The organism is Nonomuraea sp. NPDC003214 (genome assembly GCF_053590035.1).
Genome location: NZ_JBSFSX010000004.1, coordinates 1 through 16,633, shown reverse-complemented (window position 1 = coordinate 16,633; position 16,633 = coordinate 1). Strand labels below are relative to the sequence as shown.

At 71.6% G+C, this 16,633-nt stretch carries 15 protein-coding genes and 2 rRNA genes; 5 read left to right on the top strand and 12 right to left on the bottom strand.

The window, feature by feature from the left end; all coding sequences use genetic code 11:
• From ACWDXC_RS12490 to ACWDXC_RS12465, 6 genes are all read right to left on the bottom strand, one after another.
• On the bottom strand, positions 1-993 hold the full coding sequence (locus tag ACWDXC_RS12490) for a copper transporter (protein ID WP_449981051.1): 993 nt from the start codon (positions 991-993) through the stop codon (positions 1-3).
• Positions 990-2,186, bottom strand: coding sequence for a putative cytokinetic ring protein SteA (steA, locus tag ACWDXC_RS12485; RefSeq protein ID WP_219509900.1), 1,197 nt, complete (start codon positions 2,184-2,186; stop codon positions 990-992). The genes ACWDXC_RS12490 and steA overlap by 4 nt, the downstream gene beginning before the upstream one ends.
• A 74-nt stretch (positions 2,187-2,260) precedes the next feature.
• Positions 2,261-3,970, bottom strand: coding sequence for a DNA repair protein RecN (gene recN / locus ACWDXC_RS12480; RefSeq protein WP_219509899.1), 1,710 nt, complete (start codon positions 3,968-3,970; stop codon positions 2,261-2,263).
• Between the two features lie 75 nt (positions 3,971-4,045).
• The gene (locus tag ACWDXC_RS12475; RefSeq protein WP_219509898.1) at positions 4,046-4,957 is read right to left on the bottom strand and encodes an NAD kinase; all 912 of its coding nucleotides are present in this window, start codon (positions 4,955-4,957) and stop codon (positions 4,046-4,048) included.
• A complete protein-coding gene (locus ACWDXC_RS12470) occupies positions 4,954-5,766 on the bottom strand; it encodes a TlyA family RNA methyltransferase (RefSeq protein WP_357586626.1) in 813 nt (270 codons plus the stop codon). Before ACWDXC_RS12470 ends, ACWDXC_RS12475 begins: the two co-directional genes overlap by 4 nt.
• Entirely contained in the window at positions 5,763-5,921 is a 159-nt protein-coding gene (locus tag ACWDXC_RS12465; protein ID WP_219509896.1) for a hypothetical protein, read from the bottom strand. Before ACWDXC_RS12465 ends, ACWDXC_RS12470 begins: the two co-directional genes overlap by 4 nt.
• 127 nt (positions 5,922-6,048) lie before the next feature.
• Between ACWDXC_RS12465 and ACWDXC_RS12460 the strand changes: the two genes are divergently transcribed.
• The gene (locus ACWDXC_RS12460; RefSeq protein WP_364169904.1) at positions 6,049-6,396 is read left to right on the top strand and encodes an SCP2 sterol-binding domain-containing protein; all 348 of its coding nucleotides are present in this window, start codon (positions 6,049-6,051) and stop codon (positions 6,394-6,396) included.
• A gap of 343 nt (positions 6,397-6,739) precedes the next feature.
• Here the strand turns inward: ACWDXC_RS12460 and ACWDXC_RS12455 are convergent, their stop codons facing one another.
• Positions 6,740-7,711, bottom strand: coding sequence for an HAD-IIA family hydrolase (locus ACWDXC_RS12455; RefSeq protein ID WP_449981047.1), 972 nt, complete (start codon positions 7,709-7,711; stop codon positions 6,740-6,742).
• A gap of 823 nt (positions 7,712-8,534) precedes the next feature.
• A complete protein-coding gene (locus tag ACWDXC_RS12450; RefSeq protein ID WP_219519537.1) occupies positions 8,535-8,960 on the bottom strand; it encodes a tetratricopeptide repeat protein in 426 nt (141 codons plus the stop codon).
• Positions 8,961-9,062: 102 nt separating this feature from the next.
• Between ACWDXC_RS12450 and ACWDXC_RS12445 the strand changes: the two genes are divergently transcribed.
• Positions 9,063-10,688: a DUF1015 family protein gene (locus ACWDXC_RS12445; RefSeq protein ID WP_449981045.1), complete on the top strand. Its 1,626-nt coding sequence runs from the start codon at positions 9,063-9,065 to the stop codon at positions 10,686-10,688.
• 114 nt (positions 10,689-10,802) lie between these two features.
• Here ACWDXC_RS12445 and ACWDXC_RS12440 read toward each other — a convergent pair whose 3' ends face one another.
• Positions 10,803-11,195 (bottom strand): single-stranded DNA-binding protein, encoded by a 393-nt coding sequence (locus tag ACWDXC_RS12440; protein ID WP_449981043.1) that lies wholly within the window; start codon positions 11,193-11,195, stop codon positions 10,803-10,805.
• 110 nt (positions 11,196-11,305) lie between these two features.
• Here ACWDXC_RS12440 and ACWDXC_RS12435 point away from each other — a divergent pair, with 110 nt between their 5' ends.
• Positions 11,306-12,232 (top strand): MBL fold metallo-hydrolase, encoded by a 927-nt coding sequence (locus ACWDXC_RS12435; protein WP_357586617.1) that lies wholly within the window; start codon positions 11,306-11,308, stop codon positions 12,230-12,232.
• A gap of 39 nt (positions 12,233-12,271) precedes the next feature.
• Here the strand turns inward: ACWDXC_RS12435 and ACWDXC_RS12430 are convergent, their stop codons facing one another.
• Complete coding sequence (locus ACWDXC_RS12430; protein ID WP_449981041.1) at positions 12,272-13,516, bottom strand: hypothetical protein; 1,245 nt, start codon at positions 13,514-13,516, stop codon at positions 12,272-12,274.
• Here ACWDXC_RS12430 and ACWDXC_RS12425 point away from each other — a divergent pair.
• Positions 13,454-15,049: a hypothetical protein gene (locus ACWDXC_RS12425; RefSeq protein ID WP_449981039.1), complete on the top strand. Its 1,596-nt coding sequence runs from the start codon at positions 13,454-13,456 to the stop codon at positions 15,047-15,049. The two genes, ACWDXC_RS12430 and ACWDXC_RS12425, sit on opposite strands and share 63 nt — an antisense overlap.
• Before the next feature lie 273 nt (positions 15,050-15,322).
• The gene (locus tag ACWDXC_RS12420) at positions 15,323-16,069 is read left to right on the top strand and encodes an SAM-dependent methyltransferase (RefSeq protein ID WP_449981037.1); all 747 of its coding nucleotides are present in this window, start codon (positions 15,323-15,325) and stop codon (positions 16,067-16,069) included.
• Between the two features lie 110 nt (positions 16,070-16,179).
• Here the strand turns inward: ACWDXC_RS12420 and rrf are convergent.
• Positions 16,180-16,296: ribosomal RNA gene (gene rrf, locus ACWDXC_RS12415) — 5S ribosomal RNA — on the bottom strand.
• A gap of 139 nt (positions 16,297-16,435) precedes the next feature.
• A 23S ribosomal RNA gene (locus ACWDXC_RS12410) occupies positions 16,436-16,633 on the bottom strand; the annotation flags it as partial.

Below are 16,633 nucleotides of genomic sequence, written 5' to 3'. Positions count from 1 at the left end.
TCAGCTCCCTGAGTCGGAGGACGACGGGGTCGGCTGGGGCGTGGTCGGCGCCGGGCTCGGCACCACCGGCTGGAACGCGGTGATCCCGGTGCCGATGCCGTAGTGCCCGGCGGCCCCGGCCAGTTGCTCCCGCAGAGCGTAGACGATCACGACGCGGCCCGCCGGGATATCGGCGCTGTCGACGGTGGAGACGCGCTTGGCCACCTCGGTGCTGTCGCGCACGGCGGTGACCGCGCCGCCGGGCCCGGTGGCGGGGACGGTGCCCGCCACGACCAGGCCGCGCCCGCCCGCGTCGAGCCCGGAGGCCAGCGCCACGAACGCGGCGGCCTGCGTCTCGGCGTTCTCGCCCTCGTACGGGACGTCGGGGGCGAACATGACGACGAGCGTGGCCCGCTTGGCCGGGTCGCCGTCGAGGTTGACGAACCCGCCGGTCTCCAGCCCGCCGAGCACCGAGGCGGTCGCCGCGTTGGGGGTGCCCGCGACGGCCGGGTCGGTGGTGGTCACGGTGGCGGCCAGCAGGGTGGCGGCCTTGTCGTAGGCGGTGGCGGGCGTGGGGAAGGTCATCTCGGCCGGCTTGAGCTGCCCGGCCAGGCCGTCGAGGACGCCGCCGCTCTTGGGGTCGAAGAACTTCTCCGTCAGCGAGAGCCTGCCGGTGATGGTGGCGCCCGCGTCGGTCAGCACCTCCTGGGTGGCCTCGCGCTGCGCCGCGCCCGCTCCGGGCGCCTCCACGAGCAGCACCTCCTCGCCGGTGAGCTCACCGGCGACGAGCTTGGGCGTGAGCGTGGTGACGAACGCGTCGCCCGCCTGCTCCCGGCTGCGCAGGTCGTCGATCTGGCCGCGCTGCTCCTGCTTGTCGGCGGTGAGCTGGCGGGTGAGCTCCTCGGCCGATCTGATCGCGGGGTCCTGGAGCAGCGTGGTGCCCATGACGATGCCCACGGCCAGCGCCAGGAAGATGGCGACGATGGAGACGAGGTGATAACGGAAATCGATCACGAGAAGAGCCCGACCAGCCAGAAGATGAACGCGTTCCAGAAGTCTTGCAGCCCGTTCAGCCAGGTCTGGCCGAGCGGGGAGAACGACAGGGCGACACCCATCGTGATCAGCGCGGTGATCGCCAGCAGCAGCAGCTGCGGGGTGGAGATGCGGCTGCGGTAGAGGCGGCTGACGCCCTTGGCGTCGACGAGCTTGCTGCCGACGCGCAACCGGGTGAGGAAGGTGCTGGCCATGCCGGAGCGCCCCTTGTCGAGGAACTCCTCCAGCGTGCCGTGGGTGCCGACGGCGACGATGAGCGAGGCGCCCTTGTCGTCGGCCATGAGCATGGCGATGTCCTCGCTGGTGCCGGTCGACGGGAAGATCACCGCGTCGCGGCCGAGCTGGCGAACCCGTTCCAGGCCGGGCGCGCGGCCGTCGCGGTAGGCGTGCACGACGAGCTCGGCGCCGCAGGTGAGGGCCTTGGCCGAGACGGAGTCGAAGTCGCCCACGATGATGTCGGGCAGGTAGCCGGCCTCCAGCAGCGCGTCGGCGCCGCCGTCGACGCCGATCAGCACCGGGCGGTATTCGCGCAGGTAGGGGCGCAGGGTGGCGATGTCTTCCTTGTAGTGGTAGCCGCGCACCACGATGAGGGCGTGCCTGCCCTCGATGGGGGTGCGGATCTCGGGCACGCCGACGCCCTCGATGAGCAGCTTGCCCTCGCCGCGCACGTACTCCATCGTGTTGACGGCGAACGCCTCGATCTGCACGGCCAGCCCGGCGCGGGCCTCGGCCATGGCCGCCTCGACGGCCTCCATGTGCTGCTCGTCCCCCTTGCCGACGACCTCGTCGTCGAGGTGGATGACGCCCTCGTGCAGCCGGACGACGTCGCCGTCCTTGACGCGTTCGAACAGCTCGTGGCTCGCGTTGTCGACGAACGGGATGCCTGCCTCAAGGATGATCTTCGGTCCGAGGTTGGGGTAGCGCCCGCTGATGCCCGCGGCCACGTTGACCACGGCCGCGGCTTCGCACGCCACCAGTGCCTCCGCGCTGACCCGGTCCACGTCGACATGGTCGATGATGGCGATCTCGCCTGGCTTGAGGCGCTTGGTGAGCCTCTTGGTCCGCCGGTCAATCCTCGCCACACCCGTGACACCGGGAAGGTCGTTGACCTTCCTTCCGCGGAGGCCCGGCATCTTGTTCCCCGGAACCTTCATCAGTGACCATCCTGCCAGAGGGAAACACGTGGGAGGTCACGCACTGCGGGGCGTGTCCGCTATGTCACCCAGGATCACCTGTCGGCGGCGGCCAGTCCCAGCAGCTCCTCCGCGTGTGCCCTGCCCAGCTCGGAATCCTCCAGTCCGGCGAGCATCCGCGACAGCTCGCGCACCCTGCCCTCGTGGTTGAGGGTGACCACGCCGCTGCGCACGACGCTGCCGTCACTGGCCTTCTCGACCACCAGATGCTGGTCGGCGAAGGCCGCGACCTGGGGCAGATGTGTGACCACAATCACCTGCGCGGTGCGCGCCAGCCGGGCCAGGCGGCGGCCGATCTCGACGGCGGCCTTGCCGCCCACGCCCGCGTCGACCTCGTCGAAGACGAACGTCGGCACCGGGTCGGCCCCGGCGAACACCACCTCGATGGCGAGCATGACCCGGCTCAGCTCGCCGCCGGAGGCGCCCTTGTTGAGCGGCAGCGGCGGCGCGGCCGGGTGGGCGGCCATGCGCAGCTCGACCTCGTCGACGCCCTCGGGGCCGAACTCGGCGGCCCGGGAGAGCTGGACGACGACGCGGGCGTGCGGCATGGCCAGCGCGGTCAGCTCCTCGGTGACGGCCGCGCCGAACCGCTCGGCGGCGGCCTGGCGCACCTTGGTCAGCTCGGCGGCCAGGTCGGTGAGGCGCGCGGTGAGCTCCTCCAGCTCGCGGGTGAGCTCCCCGATGCGCTCGTCGTCGCCCTCCAGCTCGGCCAGCCGGGCGGCCGAGCGCTGCGCCCAGGCCAGCACGCCGGCGCTGTCCTCGCCGTACTTGCGGATCAGCCCGGTCAGCGCGGAGCGCCGCTCCTGGACGGCCGCCAGCCGGGCCGGGTCGGCCTCGATCGACTCGGCGTAGGCGGCCAGGTCGGTGGCCACGTCGGAGATCAGGTAGCCCGCCTCGGCCAGCCGGTCGGCCATCCCGGCGAGCTGGCTGTCGAAGTCGCGCACCGCGTCGACGGCCGCCCGCGCCTCGCCCAGCAGCGAGATCACGTCACGCGCGCCGCCCGCGGCCTCCATCGGGTCGCCGAGCAGCGCCGAGTGCGCGGTGGTCGCCGCGCCGCGCAGCGCGTCGGCGTGCGACAGCCGCTCCTCCTCACCGCGCAGGTCGGCGTCCTCTCCGGCCTTCGGGTCGACCTTCTCGATCTCCTCCAGCCCGAACCTGAGCAGGTCGGCCTCCTGCGCCCGCTCCCGGGCGCGCGTGGTCAGCTCCTCCAGCAGCGCCGCCACCTGCTTGTGCCTCTTGTACGCCTGCGCGTACGCGCGCAGCGGCTTGACCAGGTCGTTGCCCGCATAGCGGTCGAGCGCGGCGCGCTGCCTGGCGGGCTGCAGCAGCCTCTGCTGGTCCATCTGGCCGTGCACCGCCACCAGGTCGTCGGCCAGGTAGGTCAGGGTGCCGACGGGCACCGTGCGGCCGCCGAGCCAGGCGCGCGACCTGCCCTCGGCCGAGACGGTGCGGGAGATGATGAGCTCGCCGTCGTCGACCTGGCCGCCGATGTCCTCGACCTGCTGGGCGACCCGGCCGCCCGGGTCGATGACGAGCGTGCCCTCGACGCTGGCCTTGTCGGCGCCGGGGCGGATCCGGGAAGGGTCGGCCCGGCCGCCGAACAGCAGCCCGAGACCCGTGACGACCATCGTCTTGCCCGCGCCGGTCTCACCGGTGACCACGTTGAAGCCCGGCGAAAGCTCCAGCACGGCCTCGTCGATGACGCCGAGCCCCTGGATGCGGACCTCCTCGACCCTTGGTCGCACTGCCCACTCCCGTCACTTACGTGCTTTCCGAACACTCGTGCGGATGCGATCCTACGCGTTCGCGTCCCCATTCACTCAGGGTCGCACCCTTCCGCGCCACCCCTGGACGGGTAGTTCGAACTTGGCGACCAGCCTGTCGGTGAAGGGTGCCCCGGTGCTCTCCACACCGTGCAGCCGGGCCAGCCGTACCGGCTCGCTGCCGCGCCGCACCTCCACGCGGGTGCCGGCGGGAAGGTCGAAATGGCGGCGCCCGTCGCACCACAGGACCCCGACGGGTGTGTCGGGCAGGATCTCGACGGCGAGCGTCGAGCGCGGCGAGACCACCAGCGGGCGCGCGAACAGGGCGTGCGCGCTGATCGGCACCATGAGCAGCGCCTCCACCTCCGGCCACACCACCGGGCCGCCGGCGGAGAAGGCGTAGGCGGTGGAGCCGGTCGGCGTGGCGCAGATCACGCCGTCGCAGCCCCAGCGCGACAGCGGCCGCCCGTCGATCTCGGCGACCACCTCCAGCATGCGCTCGCGCTTCTCGACGGTGACCTCGTTGAGCGCCCACGTGTCGGCGATGACGCGGCCGTTCTGCCGGGCCAGCACGTCGATCGTCATGCGCTCCTCGACGTCGTAGCGGCCCGCGACCACGCTGTCGACGGCGGCGGCCAGGTCGGCGACCTCGGCCTCCGCCAGGAAGCCGACGTGGCCCAGGTTGACGCCGAGCAGCGGGGTGCCGGCGGGCCTGGCCAGCTCGGCCGAGCGCAGCAGCGACCCGTCGCCGCCGAGCACGATCATCACCTCGGCGTCCTTGGCCGCGCCCGGCTCGGCGGGCACGACGTCAACGCCGCCGCACCCGATGTCGGCGGCCTCGCCGTCGAGCACCCGGACGCTCAGCCCGGCGGCCACCAGCCGCCCGATGACCAGCCTGGCGCTCTCCACGGCGGCCTCCCGCCCGGTGTGCGCGGTGACCAGGACGGTCCGGCTCGCTGCCCGGCTCATTGGGGCCCCTCCGCCACGGCGCGCCGGATCTCGGACTCCAGGTCGGCGACCGGCGGCGCCCCTTCGCCCTTGCCCAGCCACAGCAGGTATTCGACGTTGCCCGACGGGCCCGGCAGCGGGCTCGCGGTCACGCCGCGCACCGCCAGCCCCAGCTCACCGGCCTTCGCGGCGGCCTGCCGCACGGCTCCCGCCCGCAGCTCCGGGTCGCGCACCACGCCACCGGCCCCCACGAGCTCCTTGCCCACCTCGAACTGCGGCTTGACCAGCATGACGAAGTCGGCGCGCGGCGCGGCGACCTCGGCCAGCGCGGGCAGCACGAGCCGCAGCGAGATGAACGACAGGTCGCCGACGACCAGCGTGGGCGCCTCGCCGACCATGCCCGGCGTGAGGTCGCGCACGTTGAGCCGCTCCATCACCGTGACCCGCTCGTCGCTGCGCAGCGACCAGGCGAGCTGCCCGTAGCCGACGTCGACGGCGACCACGTGCGCGGCGCCGCGGCGCAGCAGCACGTCGGTGAACCCGCCCGTGGACGCGCCCGCGTCGAGGCAGCGCCGCCCCGTCACGTCCAGCTCGGGGAACGCCTCCAGCGCCCCGAGCAGCTTGTGCGCTCCGCGCGAGACGTAATCAGGCCCGCCGGGCGACTCGGCGACGACGATGGCCGAGGCGGTGTCGACCTGGGTGGCGGGCTTGCCGGCCCGCTGGCCGCCGACGGCGACGCGGCCCGCCTCGATCAGCTGGGCCGCCTGCTCCCGCGAACGCGCCAGCCCGCGCCGCACCAGCTCGGTGTCGAGCCGGACCCTGCGGCTCACCGCGCCTCCACGGCGCCGAGGGCGGCCTCCAGCCCGGAGAACGCCTCCTCGAACACCGCCACGTGCTCGCCCACCGGCAGCCCGGCCAGGCGGCCCAGATCCGCGAGGACCGCGTCGACCCGCTCGTCGCCGGTTGCCTCTGGCAGCTCACTCATGACTCGACGGTAACGCCTCGGGCGAGCGCCCGGCACCTTGGCGGGCGTGTCACACGTTGGAGGGTCATACGGGGTGCTCCGATGTGGAACGCTACGGACCCTGAAGACAAGGAAAGGAAGGCGGATCATGGCAAGCGTCGAGGAGTGCCGGGAGGCGCTGGTCAAGCTCGTCGCCCAGTTCGACGAGATCGACGAGCAGGACCGGGCCAAGCACGTGGTCGAGCGCACGGTCAGCTGCCGGGTGTCCGACCTCGACGTCACCTTCTACGGCCGGCTCCACCACGGCGGCCTCGACCCGTTCACCGAGGAGCCGCCCGCGAACGGCAAACCGGCCGAGGTCAAGCTGACGATCGTGTCCGACGACCTGATCGCGCTGGTCGACGGGGAGCTCGACCTGGCGCGCGCGCTGCTGGGGGGCCGCGTCAAGATCGACGCCAGCTTCGGCGACCTCCTGCGCCTCCGCCGCCTCCTCTAACCCCGCTGCCCCCATTTGCCCCCGCACCTTAACCGGCAGGCTCTGTCCCGCACGACCTGACCCTCGCCCCGTCCCGCAGGGCCTGCCCCGCAGGACCTGCCCCGGCCTGCGCCGACCCGGTCCTGCGCCGACGCGCGCTTGGACCCACCTGCCCTGGTAAGCGCGCCCTGGTAGGCGCGCCCTGGTGGGCCCGCTCTGGTGGGCCCGCCCTCGTAGGCCGCTCTGAGCACCCACCCTCGTAGGCCACTCTGAGCACCCACCCTCATGGGCCGCTCAGAGCTCCACTCTGGTTGACCCGCCCTGATGGGTCTGCGGTTCGTGTGCCCCTGCGTCAGCCGATGCCTCAGCCGATGCGGTCGAGGGCCTCCTTGACCGCATCCTCCTCGGCGCGGCCGTCGCCGACGGCCGCCCACACGGCGTCGCACGCCGCCCTCAGCCCGTCGATACGGCTCCCGTCACCGTCGAGCCGCAGCGCCCCTCCGGCCCACCGCGCCCGCCACCCGCCGCACTCCCCGTCGCGCACCGGCGGATACGGCTCCAGCAAGGCCCCCAGGTCCTCGCCCACGTAGGTCGGCCGATGCCGCGGCCCCGCCGTGAGCAGGTCGACCGGTCTGGCGACCCCCGTCAGCACCAGCAGCCCGTCCACGCCCGCGTTCACCGCGCCCTCGATGTCGGTGTCGAGCCGGTCCCCCACGACCAGCGGCCGCCGCGCCCCCGTACGGATCACCGACTCCCGATGCAACGGCGGATCAGGCTTACCCGCATAGACCGGCTCAACCCCGGTCGCATGCGCGATCACCCGTACCATCGCCCCGTTCCCCGGCTGTTCCCCCCGCCCGGTCGGCATGGTCGCGTCCCCGTTGGACGCCACGAACAACGCCCCCCGCCGCACCGCCAGCGCCCCCTCCGACAGCAGCTCGTACGACAACCCGGGCGCGATCCCCTGCACCACCGCCGCGGGCTCCGCCGCCGCCGTGGTCACCGGCCTCAGCCCCCGATCCCGTACGGCCAGCCGCAGCCCCGACCCGCCCACCACGAGGACGTTCGACCCGGCGGGCACCCGCTCGGCCACCACCCGCGCGGCCGCCTGCGCCGACGTGACGACGTCCGCCGCCTCGGCCGGCACCCCCAGCTCCCGCAGATGCGTCGCGATGGCGGCGGGCGTCCGTGAGGCGTTGTTCGTCACGTACGCCAGCCGCGCCCCGCGCCGCCGAGCCTGCTCCAACGCCTCCGGCGCCCCGGGCACCGCATGCCGCCCCAGGTAAACGACCCCGTCAAGGTCAAGCAGCAGGGTGTCATAGCCGTCGATCAGCACAATGCCTCATTCCCCTAGCCCACCCACATCCCGTGAGACTCTAACCGCGTCCCAACTCCGGCCTCGATGCCCCACCCGACCCCCACGCTGCCGAAGCCCCGAACCGCCCCGGTGCCCGACCTCCACGCTGCCGGAGCCCGGCCCTCCCCCATGCCCGACCGCCCCGTATGCCCCAGGACCACCCCCCGTGCCCCACCGACTGCCACTGCCCAACCGGCTGGCCCATCCCCGCCTGACCGCCCCATCCGCCCGACTCGCCCCATCGCCCGGTCCACCCGATACGCTCCATCGCCCGGTCCGCCCGGTCCGCCCTCGACGGGCCTACCAGCCCCGAGCCTGCCCCTCGCACGACCGGCCACCCGGGCGTGACCGCGTGCGCTCGCGTAGCCCCCGGCCATCGGCCTGCCCCCGCCCGACCGGCCGCCCCCTGCCCCGGAGGCTCAGCAGGTCGCCACACGGCCCACAGCAGCGGCGCCCCCTTCCCCGGCCACGCCCCTCCTCCTGGCTACGCATCCCACCCGGCTACGCGCCCCTCCCCCGACTGTGCGCGCGACCTTCACGCAGGTTCGCCTGCACGCGCCAGCCCATCGTGGGCTCACGCGCGCCGCCCGGTCACCGGGCCCTCAGCGCCATTCGCCGCCGCTCAGCACCGCCGGGGTAGGCGTCCTTGCGGCATGCACCGGTCTCTCAGCGACGTCGCCCCTCGCCGCTCACTGGTCGCCCCGCCCTGTCCACGTACGTCCGGCCATCCACTCGTTGGCGTCGGTGACGGTGATCAGGGTGAGGTGGACACAAACGCACGGACCCTGACGACGGGGCGGGGTCACATCTCTCGTCGGGCGCGGAGGGTCGCCCGTACGCTCTTCAACGCCGACACGTAGTGCCCCTCATCGGGCCGCATCGCCACGGCGATCGCGAGCGGCTCCTGCGCTCCCTCGATGTCACCGGTGCGCCACAACGACAGGCCAAGCCCGAAGTACGCGTAGTCCTCCGCGGGGTTGGCGTCGACGATCCGCCGGAAACTGTCGGCCGCCTCCGCGTACTGCCGCGAGTTGAACTGAGCCCTGGCCAGCGCCTCCCTGATGCTGCGGGAGTCCGGCTCGGCACCGGCCGCCCGTTCCAGCAGCGCGGCCGCGGCCGCCGGGCTGCCTTCCTTGAGCAACTTCACTCCACGCTGGTACCAGTCGTAAACGTCGCCCCTCGGAGCGCCCGTCGGGGAATCTTCGTGAGGGTTTTCACCTTGGACCATTGCGTGAGCTCTCCTTCATCGGCAATCGACGGGTTCGCTGGGGAATCGGGCACCGGCGGAGCGTCGGGGCGACCACGGAAAGACACGGACGTCTATGACAGCATGCCCGGTATGGGGAATTCCGAACTGCCGATACCGGATGGTCTCGAACTGCGCCCCTTCCGGGGCGTACGATTCGCCGTCGACGATCCCGCCAAGGTGACCTCCCCGCCGTACGACCTGATCTCGGACGGTGATGTCCACGCGCTGCTGGACTCCCATCCCTACAACGTCGTCCGTCTCATCCTTCCCATCTCGCCCCCGGGAGACGCCAACCAGCCGGCTCCCGCTGACCACTCCGGCGAGAGCACTCCCGCCTCCGGTACCCCGGCAAACCCAGGCACACCACCCGCACATTCCCAGCCGCACAGCCATGCGCCCTCAAAGCCCACCCCCACGCCCGGAGGCTCCGCAGCCGCGCCACCATCTGGACGCCCTGCCGCCGCGCCACAGCCTGGAGGCCCTGCAGCAGAGCCACCATCTGGACGCCCCGCAACTGCGGAACGGCACGGACGTGCCGCTGCCACTCCGGAGGCCGGCAGCAGCGAAGCGCCGCCGGCCCGCTATGGCCAGGCGCGCGACACGTTGCAGGCGTGGCTGGCCTCGGGTGTCCTGGTGGTCGACGACCGTCCCGCCCTCTACCTGTACGAGCAGCGCGGCGAGCACGTCGTGCAGCGCGGCCTCATCGGGGACGTGTGCCTGGCGGACCCCGCGCAGGGCATCGTCCTGCCCCACGAGGACGTCATGCCCGGCCCCATCGCGGACCGTCTCGCCCTGATGAGCACCACCCAGGCCAACCTTGAGCCCATCTTCCTCCTCTACGACGGCGCCACCGGCACGGCGACGACCCTGGTGGACGAGGTCGCCGCGACCCGCCCGCCCCTGGTGACCGCCCATACGGAGGACGGCCTGACGCACCGCCTCTGGGCCATCACGGACGAGGCCGAGATCGACGCCGTCAACGCCGACCTCCACGCCCGCCAGGCCCTGATCGCCGACGGCCACCACAGATACGCCACCTACCGCGTACTCCAGCGCCAGGAACACGCGACCCGCCCCCAGCCCGCAGGAAGTCAGGTTCCGTCGTCCGGCGCGTCCCCGTTGAGCCGTCGGGCCGGAGGCGGGCCGTGGGACTTCGGGCTGGCTCTGCTCGTCGACTCACGCGCGTACCCGCCCGACCTGAAGGCCATCCACCGCGTCATCCCCGGGCTCCCCTTGCCCGAGGCAGCCGCGCGTGCCAAGGGCGCATGGCGGGTTCAGGACCAGAGGGACCTCGCCGAGGGCATGGCCGCCCTCGACGCCGCCGAGAACCCGGCCTTCCTGTTGGCCGGAGCGGAGGGCGTCCACCTGCTGACCCATCCCGATCCGGTGCAGCTCGCGCTGGCCATGCCCGCCGACCGCTCGGACCGCTGGAACTCGCTGAACACCTCCATCCTCACCCAGTTCGTGCTGCCCAAGGTGTGGGGGCTGCAGGACGACGAGAAGACCGTGCGGATCGTGCACCATGACCCGTATGCGGCTCTGCGCCTGGCGGTCGAGACCGGTGGCACCGCCGTGCTCCTCAAGCCGCTGGCCGTGGACGATGTGCTGGCGGTCGCGGCCGGTGGAGAACGAGTGCCCCGGAAATCCACCTCCTTCGGCCCCAAGCCCCGTACGGGCCTCGTCCTGAGGACTTTCGCCATCGATTGACCTCCTGCAGTTGCGGCATCTTCTACGGGCTCGCACGCTGTCCACGACGGAGCGAGTGGCCCATGCGCGCCCCAGCTCGCATGGGCTCAGCGACCGCCTACCCGGGTGGCGGGGTCAGCCGGTCTCGGCGAGGACCGCCACGGGGCGGGGAGTGGTCGGTGGCGGCGGCTCGGGAGGTTCCTGAGGCAGGGGGTCGGCTTCGATGACCCTGGCCGACGACACCTCCACCTCGTAGCTCCAGACCTTGGCCTGCGCCGGTCCGAAGATGCGGCAGCGGAAGGCGCCGGTGAGCTCCAGCGGGTCTCGCGGTTTGAGGCTCCGGACCAGGTCGGCCACCTCGGCGTCGAACGTGACGCACGGGATGCTGTCGGTCATCGTGCCGTGGCGCCGGTGCCTGCGACGGCGCACCAGCAGGCGCCACTTCGTCATCGTGTCGCCGCTGGGCAGCTCGCGGTCCTCGACACCCGCCGACAGCCGGCCCACCAGCAAGACCTCGTTACGGTCCACAGTCGTCCTCCCATTGGTGTTCGGGTGAGGATCACTCTCTACGATGAGGACGAGGCCGGTTCGGCTGGAACGCCGTTCTGGGGATAGCGGACGCGGTTCAGGAGTTGCCTGTGGACAACATCACCGCCCTCGGCGGCGACGTCTATGAGATCGACACGAAAATGGCCGGCTACTCGGGCATCACCGCCGGTTATCTGATCCTGGGCGATCGCCCATGCCTGGTGGAGACCGGTACGTCCACGTCCGCGCCCGTGGTGCGCGACGCGCTGGCCTCGCTCGGCGTCGGGCCGGGCGACCTCGCGACGGTCGTGGTCACGCACATCCACCTGGATCACGCGGGCGGAGTGGGGGACATCGCGAAGTTCTTCCCGTCCGCGCAGGTGGTCGTCCACGAGAAGGGGGCACGGCATCTGGCCGAACCGTCACGGTTGATGGCCAGCGCCCGGATGGTGTGGGGAGACCGTCTCGACACGCTGTTCGGTGAATTGTCCCCCACTGAGGCCGAACGCATCGTCGCGCTGGGCGACACGGGCGCCATCGACCTCGGCAACGGCAGGACGCTGAGCAGCCACTACTCCCCCGGCCACGCCAAGCACCACGTCGGCCTGATCGATTCGTACACCGGTGACCTGTATGTCGGCGACGCGGCCGGCGTCTACCTACCGCAGACCGGCGACCTGCGCCCGGCGACCCCACCGCCGGACTTCGACCTGCAGACCGCGCTCGACTCGATCGCGCTGTTCGAGGCGCTGGGGCCGCAGCGGCTGCTGTTCAGCCACTACGGGCCCGTCGACGCGGTGCAGGAAACGCTCGAAAGGTCGGCGGAGGAACTGCGCATCTGGGTTGATCTCACCCGGCAGGCGCACGCGGAGGGCATGGATCTCGACCACGCCGTCGCCATGGTCCGCGACCGCACCAAGGAGCGTTACACGGCGCTCGCCGCCGACGACGAGACGGCCGAGCACTTCGAGCTCCTCAGCGGCGCCCCGTCGAACGTCGCGGGCATCCTCCACTGGCTCGACCGCGTCTCACCGTAATTTTTTGTGCGGGTACGGGACCCGTACCCGCACAAGGTGTTACTCGTCGCGCTTGGCCGCTTCGTCGGCCTCGTCACCCTCGTCGAGGTCGTCACCGAAGTCCGGCTCGATGAAGGCAGGGTTGATACCGGCCACGGCGGCCGAATCACCGGACTTCACCGGCTCGGAGCCGGTGTCCGCCTTCGGAGCCTCCGCCGGGCGGGTTTCCGCCTGACGAGTTCCCGCCTTCGGGGCCTCCGCCTTAGGGGCCTCCTGCTTCGAAGCCTGGGCCTCCTGCTTCGACTCGGGCTCCTGGGAGTCCGAGTCATCCTCGGCTGCCCGGGGCTCCGGCGACGGCTCGGCGTCCTGGATCACGTCGGCAGACTCGGCGCTCGCGGCCGCACCCACCTCCTCGGACGTCTCGCGGTCGGCACCGGCCGACCCGTCAGCCGCCTCATCGGCGTCCCTGGAATCGGCATCATCCAGGACAGAGCCGACGGCGGCCGTCTCCGCCGAGGACTGCCCGGCATCGGCGTCCTCGTCCGGCGCCTCGCTCAGGTGCTCAAGCTCGGCATCGACCGTCTCGGCCTCCGGGGTGGCGAGCAGGTCGCCCGCCTCGGCGAGCGCCTCGGCGTCGTCGGGCGAGTCGTCCTCCTCAGGCTGGTCCGAGGCCGCGCCGGCGTCGTCGAAGTCGTCCTCGTAGTCGAACTCCTCCTCGACGTCCTCGATGACGGCTCCGGTCAGCTCGGCGTACCGCTCGGCGGCGTCCGTCTCACCGTCCTCGTCGAACGCCATCGCCCGGCCGAACCAGTCGGTGGCCGCCTCCTGGTGTCCGGCCTCGGCCAGCGCGTCGGCGTACGCGAACGCGAGCCGCGCCGACCATGGCCGGGGCTGCGGGTCGCGCAGCTCGGGCAGGCGCTGGAGCGTGATGACGGCGGCGTCGTGCTGGCCGAGGTCCCGGCGGGCGCCAGATTCCACGATGCTCAGCTCGATCTTCCCGGCCCTGTCGAGGCGTTCGGCCTCGGGCGAACGTACGAGGTCGAGCGCCCGCTCGGGCCGGCCCATCCCGCGTTCGCAGTCGGCCATGACCGGCAGGTACGCCTCCGAACCGGTCATCCTTCTCGCGGCGCGCAGATCGCTCAGCGCCTCCGAGAAGTGCCCGGCACGGTAGGCGACGATGCCGGCGGCCTCCCGTACGACACCGATGCGGGCCGCGAAACGGCGGGCCACCTTGGTGTGTTCGTGAGCCTTGTCGGGGTCGTCCGCCTCGAGCGCCCGCTCGGCGGCGACGAGGTGCCTGCCCACCAGCTCGGCCAGGTCGCCGGGCAGGGAACGCAGCTCCTCGCGTACTTCCTTCTCGAGCTCGTCGGCGGTGATGTCGGGCTCGACCTCGGGCAGCCTCTCGCGCTGCGGAGCGCCGGCTTCGTCCTCCGGCCTGCCGAACCGCGCCCGGGTGCCGCCCGGCCGCTCGTCACGCGAGAACGGCCGCGAACGGTCGTCCCGGTATCCACCGCTTCGGGGGCCTCGGTCGTCACGGTCGCGGAACGGACGGCGCTCGCCGCCATCGCGCGAGCCCCGGTAACCACCACTGTCGCTACGCGGCCCACGGTCGTCGCGGTACCCGCCCTCGCGACGCGGACCCCGGTCATCCCGGTCACGGAACGGACGACGCTCACCGGCGTCGCTACGCGGGCCCCGGTCGTCACGGTCACGGAAGGGACGACGCTCGCCACTGTCGCTACGCGGGCCACGGTCATCGCGGTCGCGGAACGGGCGACGCTCGCCGGCGTCACGCGGACCCCGGTAACCACCGCTGTCGCTGCGCGGCCCGCGATCGTCACGGTATCCGCCCTCACGCCGAGGGCCACGGTCATCGCCATCCCGGAACGGACGCCGCTCGCCACTGTCGCTACGCGGACCCCGGTCATCGCGGTCACGGAACGGGCGACGCTCGCCACTGTCACTGCGCGGGCCACGGTCATCCCGGTCTCGGAAGGGACGGCGCTCACCGCCATCGCGCGAACCCCGGTAACCACCACTGTCAGAACGCGGCCCACGGTCATCGCGGAACCCGCCCTCACGCCGAGGACCCCGGTCATCCCGCTGGTATCCACCCTCACGACGGGGACCCCGGTCATCGCGATCCCGGAAGGGGCGACGCTCGCCACTGTCGCTACGCGGACCTCGGTCATCCCGGTCACGGAACGGGCGACGCTCACCGCTGTCACTGCGCGGGCCACGGTCATCGCGGTCGCGGTACGGACGGCGCTCGCCGGCGTCACGCGGCCCCCGGTAGCCGCCACTGTCGGAACGCGGCCCACGGTCATCCCGGAACCCGCCCTCGCGACGCGGACCCCGGTCATCCCGGTCACGGAACGGGCGACGTTCACCACTGTCACTGCGCGGCCCACGGTCATCCCGGTCACGGAAGGGACGACGCTCACCACTGTCGCTCCGCGGACCGCGATCGTCACGGTCGCGGAACGGACGGCGCTCGCCACCATCCCGCGAGCCCCGGTAACCACCGCTGTCGCTACGCGGCCCACGATCGTCACGGTATCCGCCCTCACGCCGAGGACCCCGGTCGTCGCCCTCCCGGAACGGGCGGCGGGGGCCGCGGTCGTCCCACGACCTGCGGTCGCCCGAGTTGCGGTCCTGGTAAGGCCGCCGGTCCTCACTGCGCGGTCCTCTGCTGCCGTCGTCACGACGGCCGCCACGGTCATCCCGGTTGTCCCGGCCATACGACCGCGATCTATCGGCATCGGCGCGGAACGGACGGTCGCCCCGGGAGTCACGTTCGCGGGAACCCTGCCCGCCGCTCCTGTCGCCTCCGCCTGAGCGCCTCTCCCCGTAGTCGCCGCGCTCGCGCTGTCCGCCGTCCGATCCGCTATCTCTGTTCACTTCTGGTCCATTTCGTTGGCTCACTCAGCGGACCCTTGCTCCCTGTACGGCGGTCCGCCGTGGCTGGTCGCCGCCTGTCGAAGGCCTTACGCGACGAAGGCCACCCGTGGGGGGTGGCCCGGTACCCTCAAGCGTAGCAAGCCACACCGTGTCCCTTGGCCGACACATATTCGATCGCACGCAGGCGGCCCCCTTGGGCAGACTCTCCGCATGTCCTTGCGCTTCCACGAGATCGCCGAATCCCGCCACAACATCCTTAACCCGCTCAACGAGCTCAAACTTCAACAGCTCGGCGAGATGTGCCGCATCACTCCCGGTACGCGCCAGCTCGACCTGGCGTGCGGCAAGGGCGAGCTGCTCGCCACCTGGTCCGCCAGGTACGGCCTGCACGGCGTGGGCGTCGACATCAGCAAGGTCTTCCTGGACGCCGCCAGAGCCCGCGTGAACGAACTGGACGTGGCCGACCGCGTCCGCTTCGTCGAAGCCGACGCCGGGACGTATGAGGACACCCCCGAGACGTACGACATCGTGTCCTGCATCGGGGCCACCTGGATCGGCGGCGGCCTGGCCGGCACGCTGAACCTGATGCGCCGCCCGCTGCGCCGCGACGGCCTCGCCCTGGTGGGCGAGTGCTACTGGATCTCCCCACCGCCGGAGAAGGCGTACGAGTCTCTGCAGGTCCCGATGGGCAGCTTCGCTTCACTCGCGGAAACGGAGGAGGTGTTCGACGCCGCCGGGTTCGAGCTGCTGGACATGGTTCTCTCCAATCAGGACGACTGGGACCGGTACGCAGCCAGCCAGTGGTGGACGCTGAGCGATTGGCTGCGCGACAACCCCGCCGATCCTGACCACGCCGCCGTGCGCGACTTCCTGAACCGTGCCAGGCGGTCCCATCTCGAGTACGGCCGGCAGTATCTGGGCTGGGGCGTGTTCGTGCTCCGCCAGAAGAACACCTGACAGAGCAGCCCTCCACAACGCGAAAGGGCCCCCGGCAGTGCCGGAGGCCCTTTTCGGAACGCGAAGAAGGCCCCGACAATCAGCTTGTCGGGGCCTTCTTCTGAAAGATTGTCCGGCGGTGACCTACTCTCCCACACCCTCCCGAGTGCAGTACCATCGGCGCAGGGAAGCTTAACTTCCGGGTTCGGAATGTAACCGGGTGTTTCCTTCCCGCCATAACCGCCGTAACTCTATGAAACTGTCAAGCGAACCGCTTGTTGTTTCAGAATTGCATAGTGGACGCGAGCAAGTATTCTGCGATGCGGCGCTTCTCCGGACCCGGCGAAGAGTTACGGAGCGCTGCACACACCACAGAACTTTAGCTTTGTGGTCAAGTCCTCGGCCTATTAGTACCGGTCAGCTCCACACGTTACCGCGCTTCCACCTCCGGCCTATCAACCCGGTCGTCTACCGGGAGCCTTACCCCCTCACGGGGTGGGAGACCTCATCTCAAGGCGAGCTTCCCGCTTAGATGCTTTCAGCGGTTATCCCTTCCGAACGTAGCCAACCAGCCGTGCACCTGGC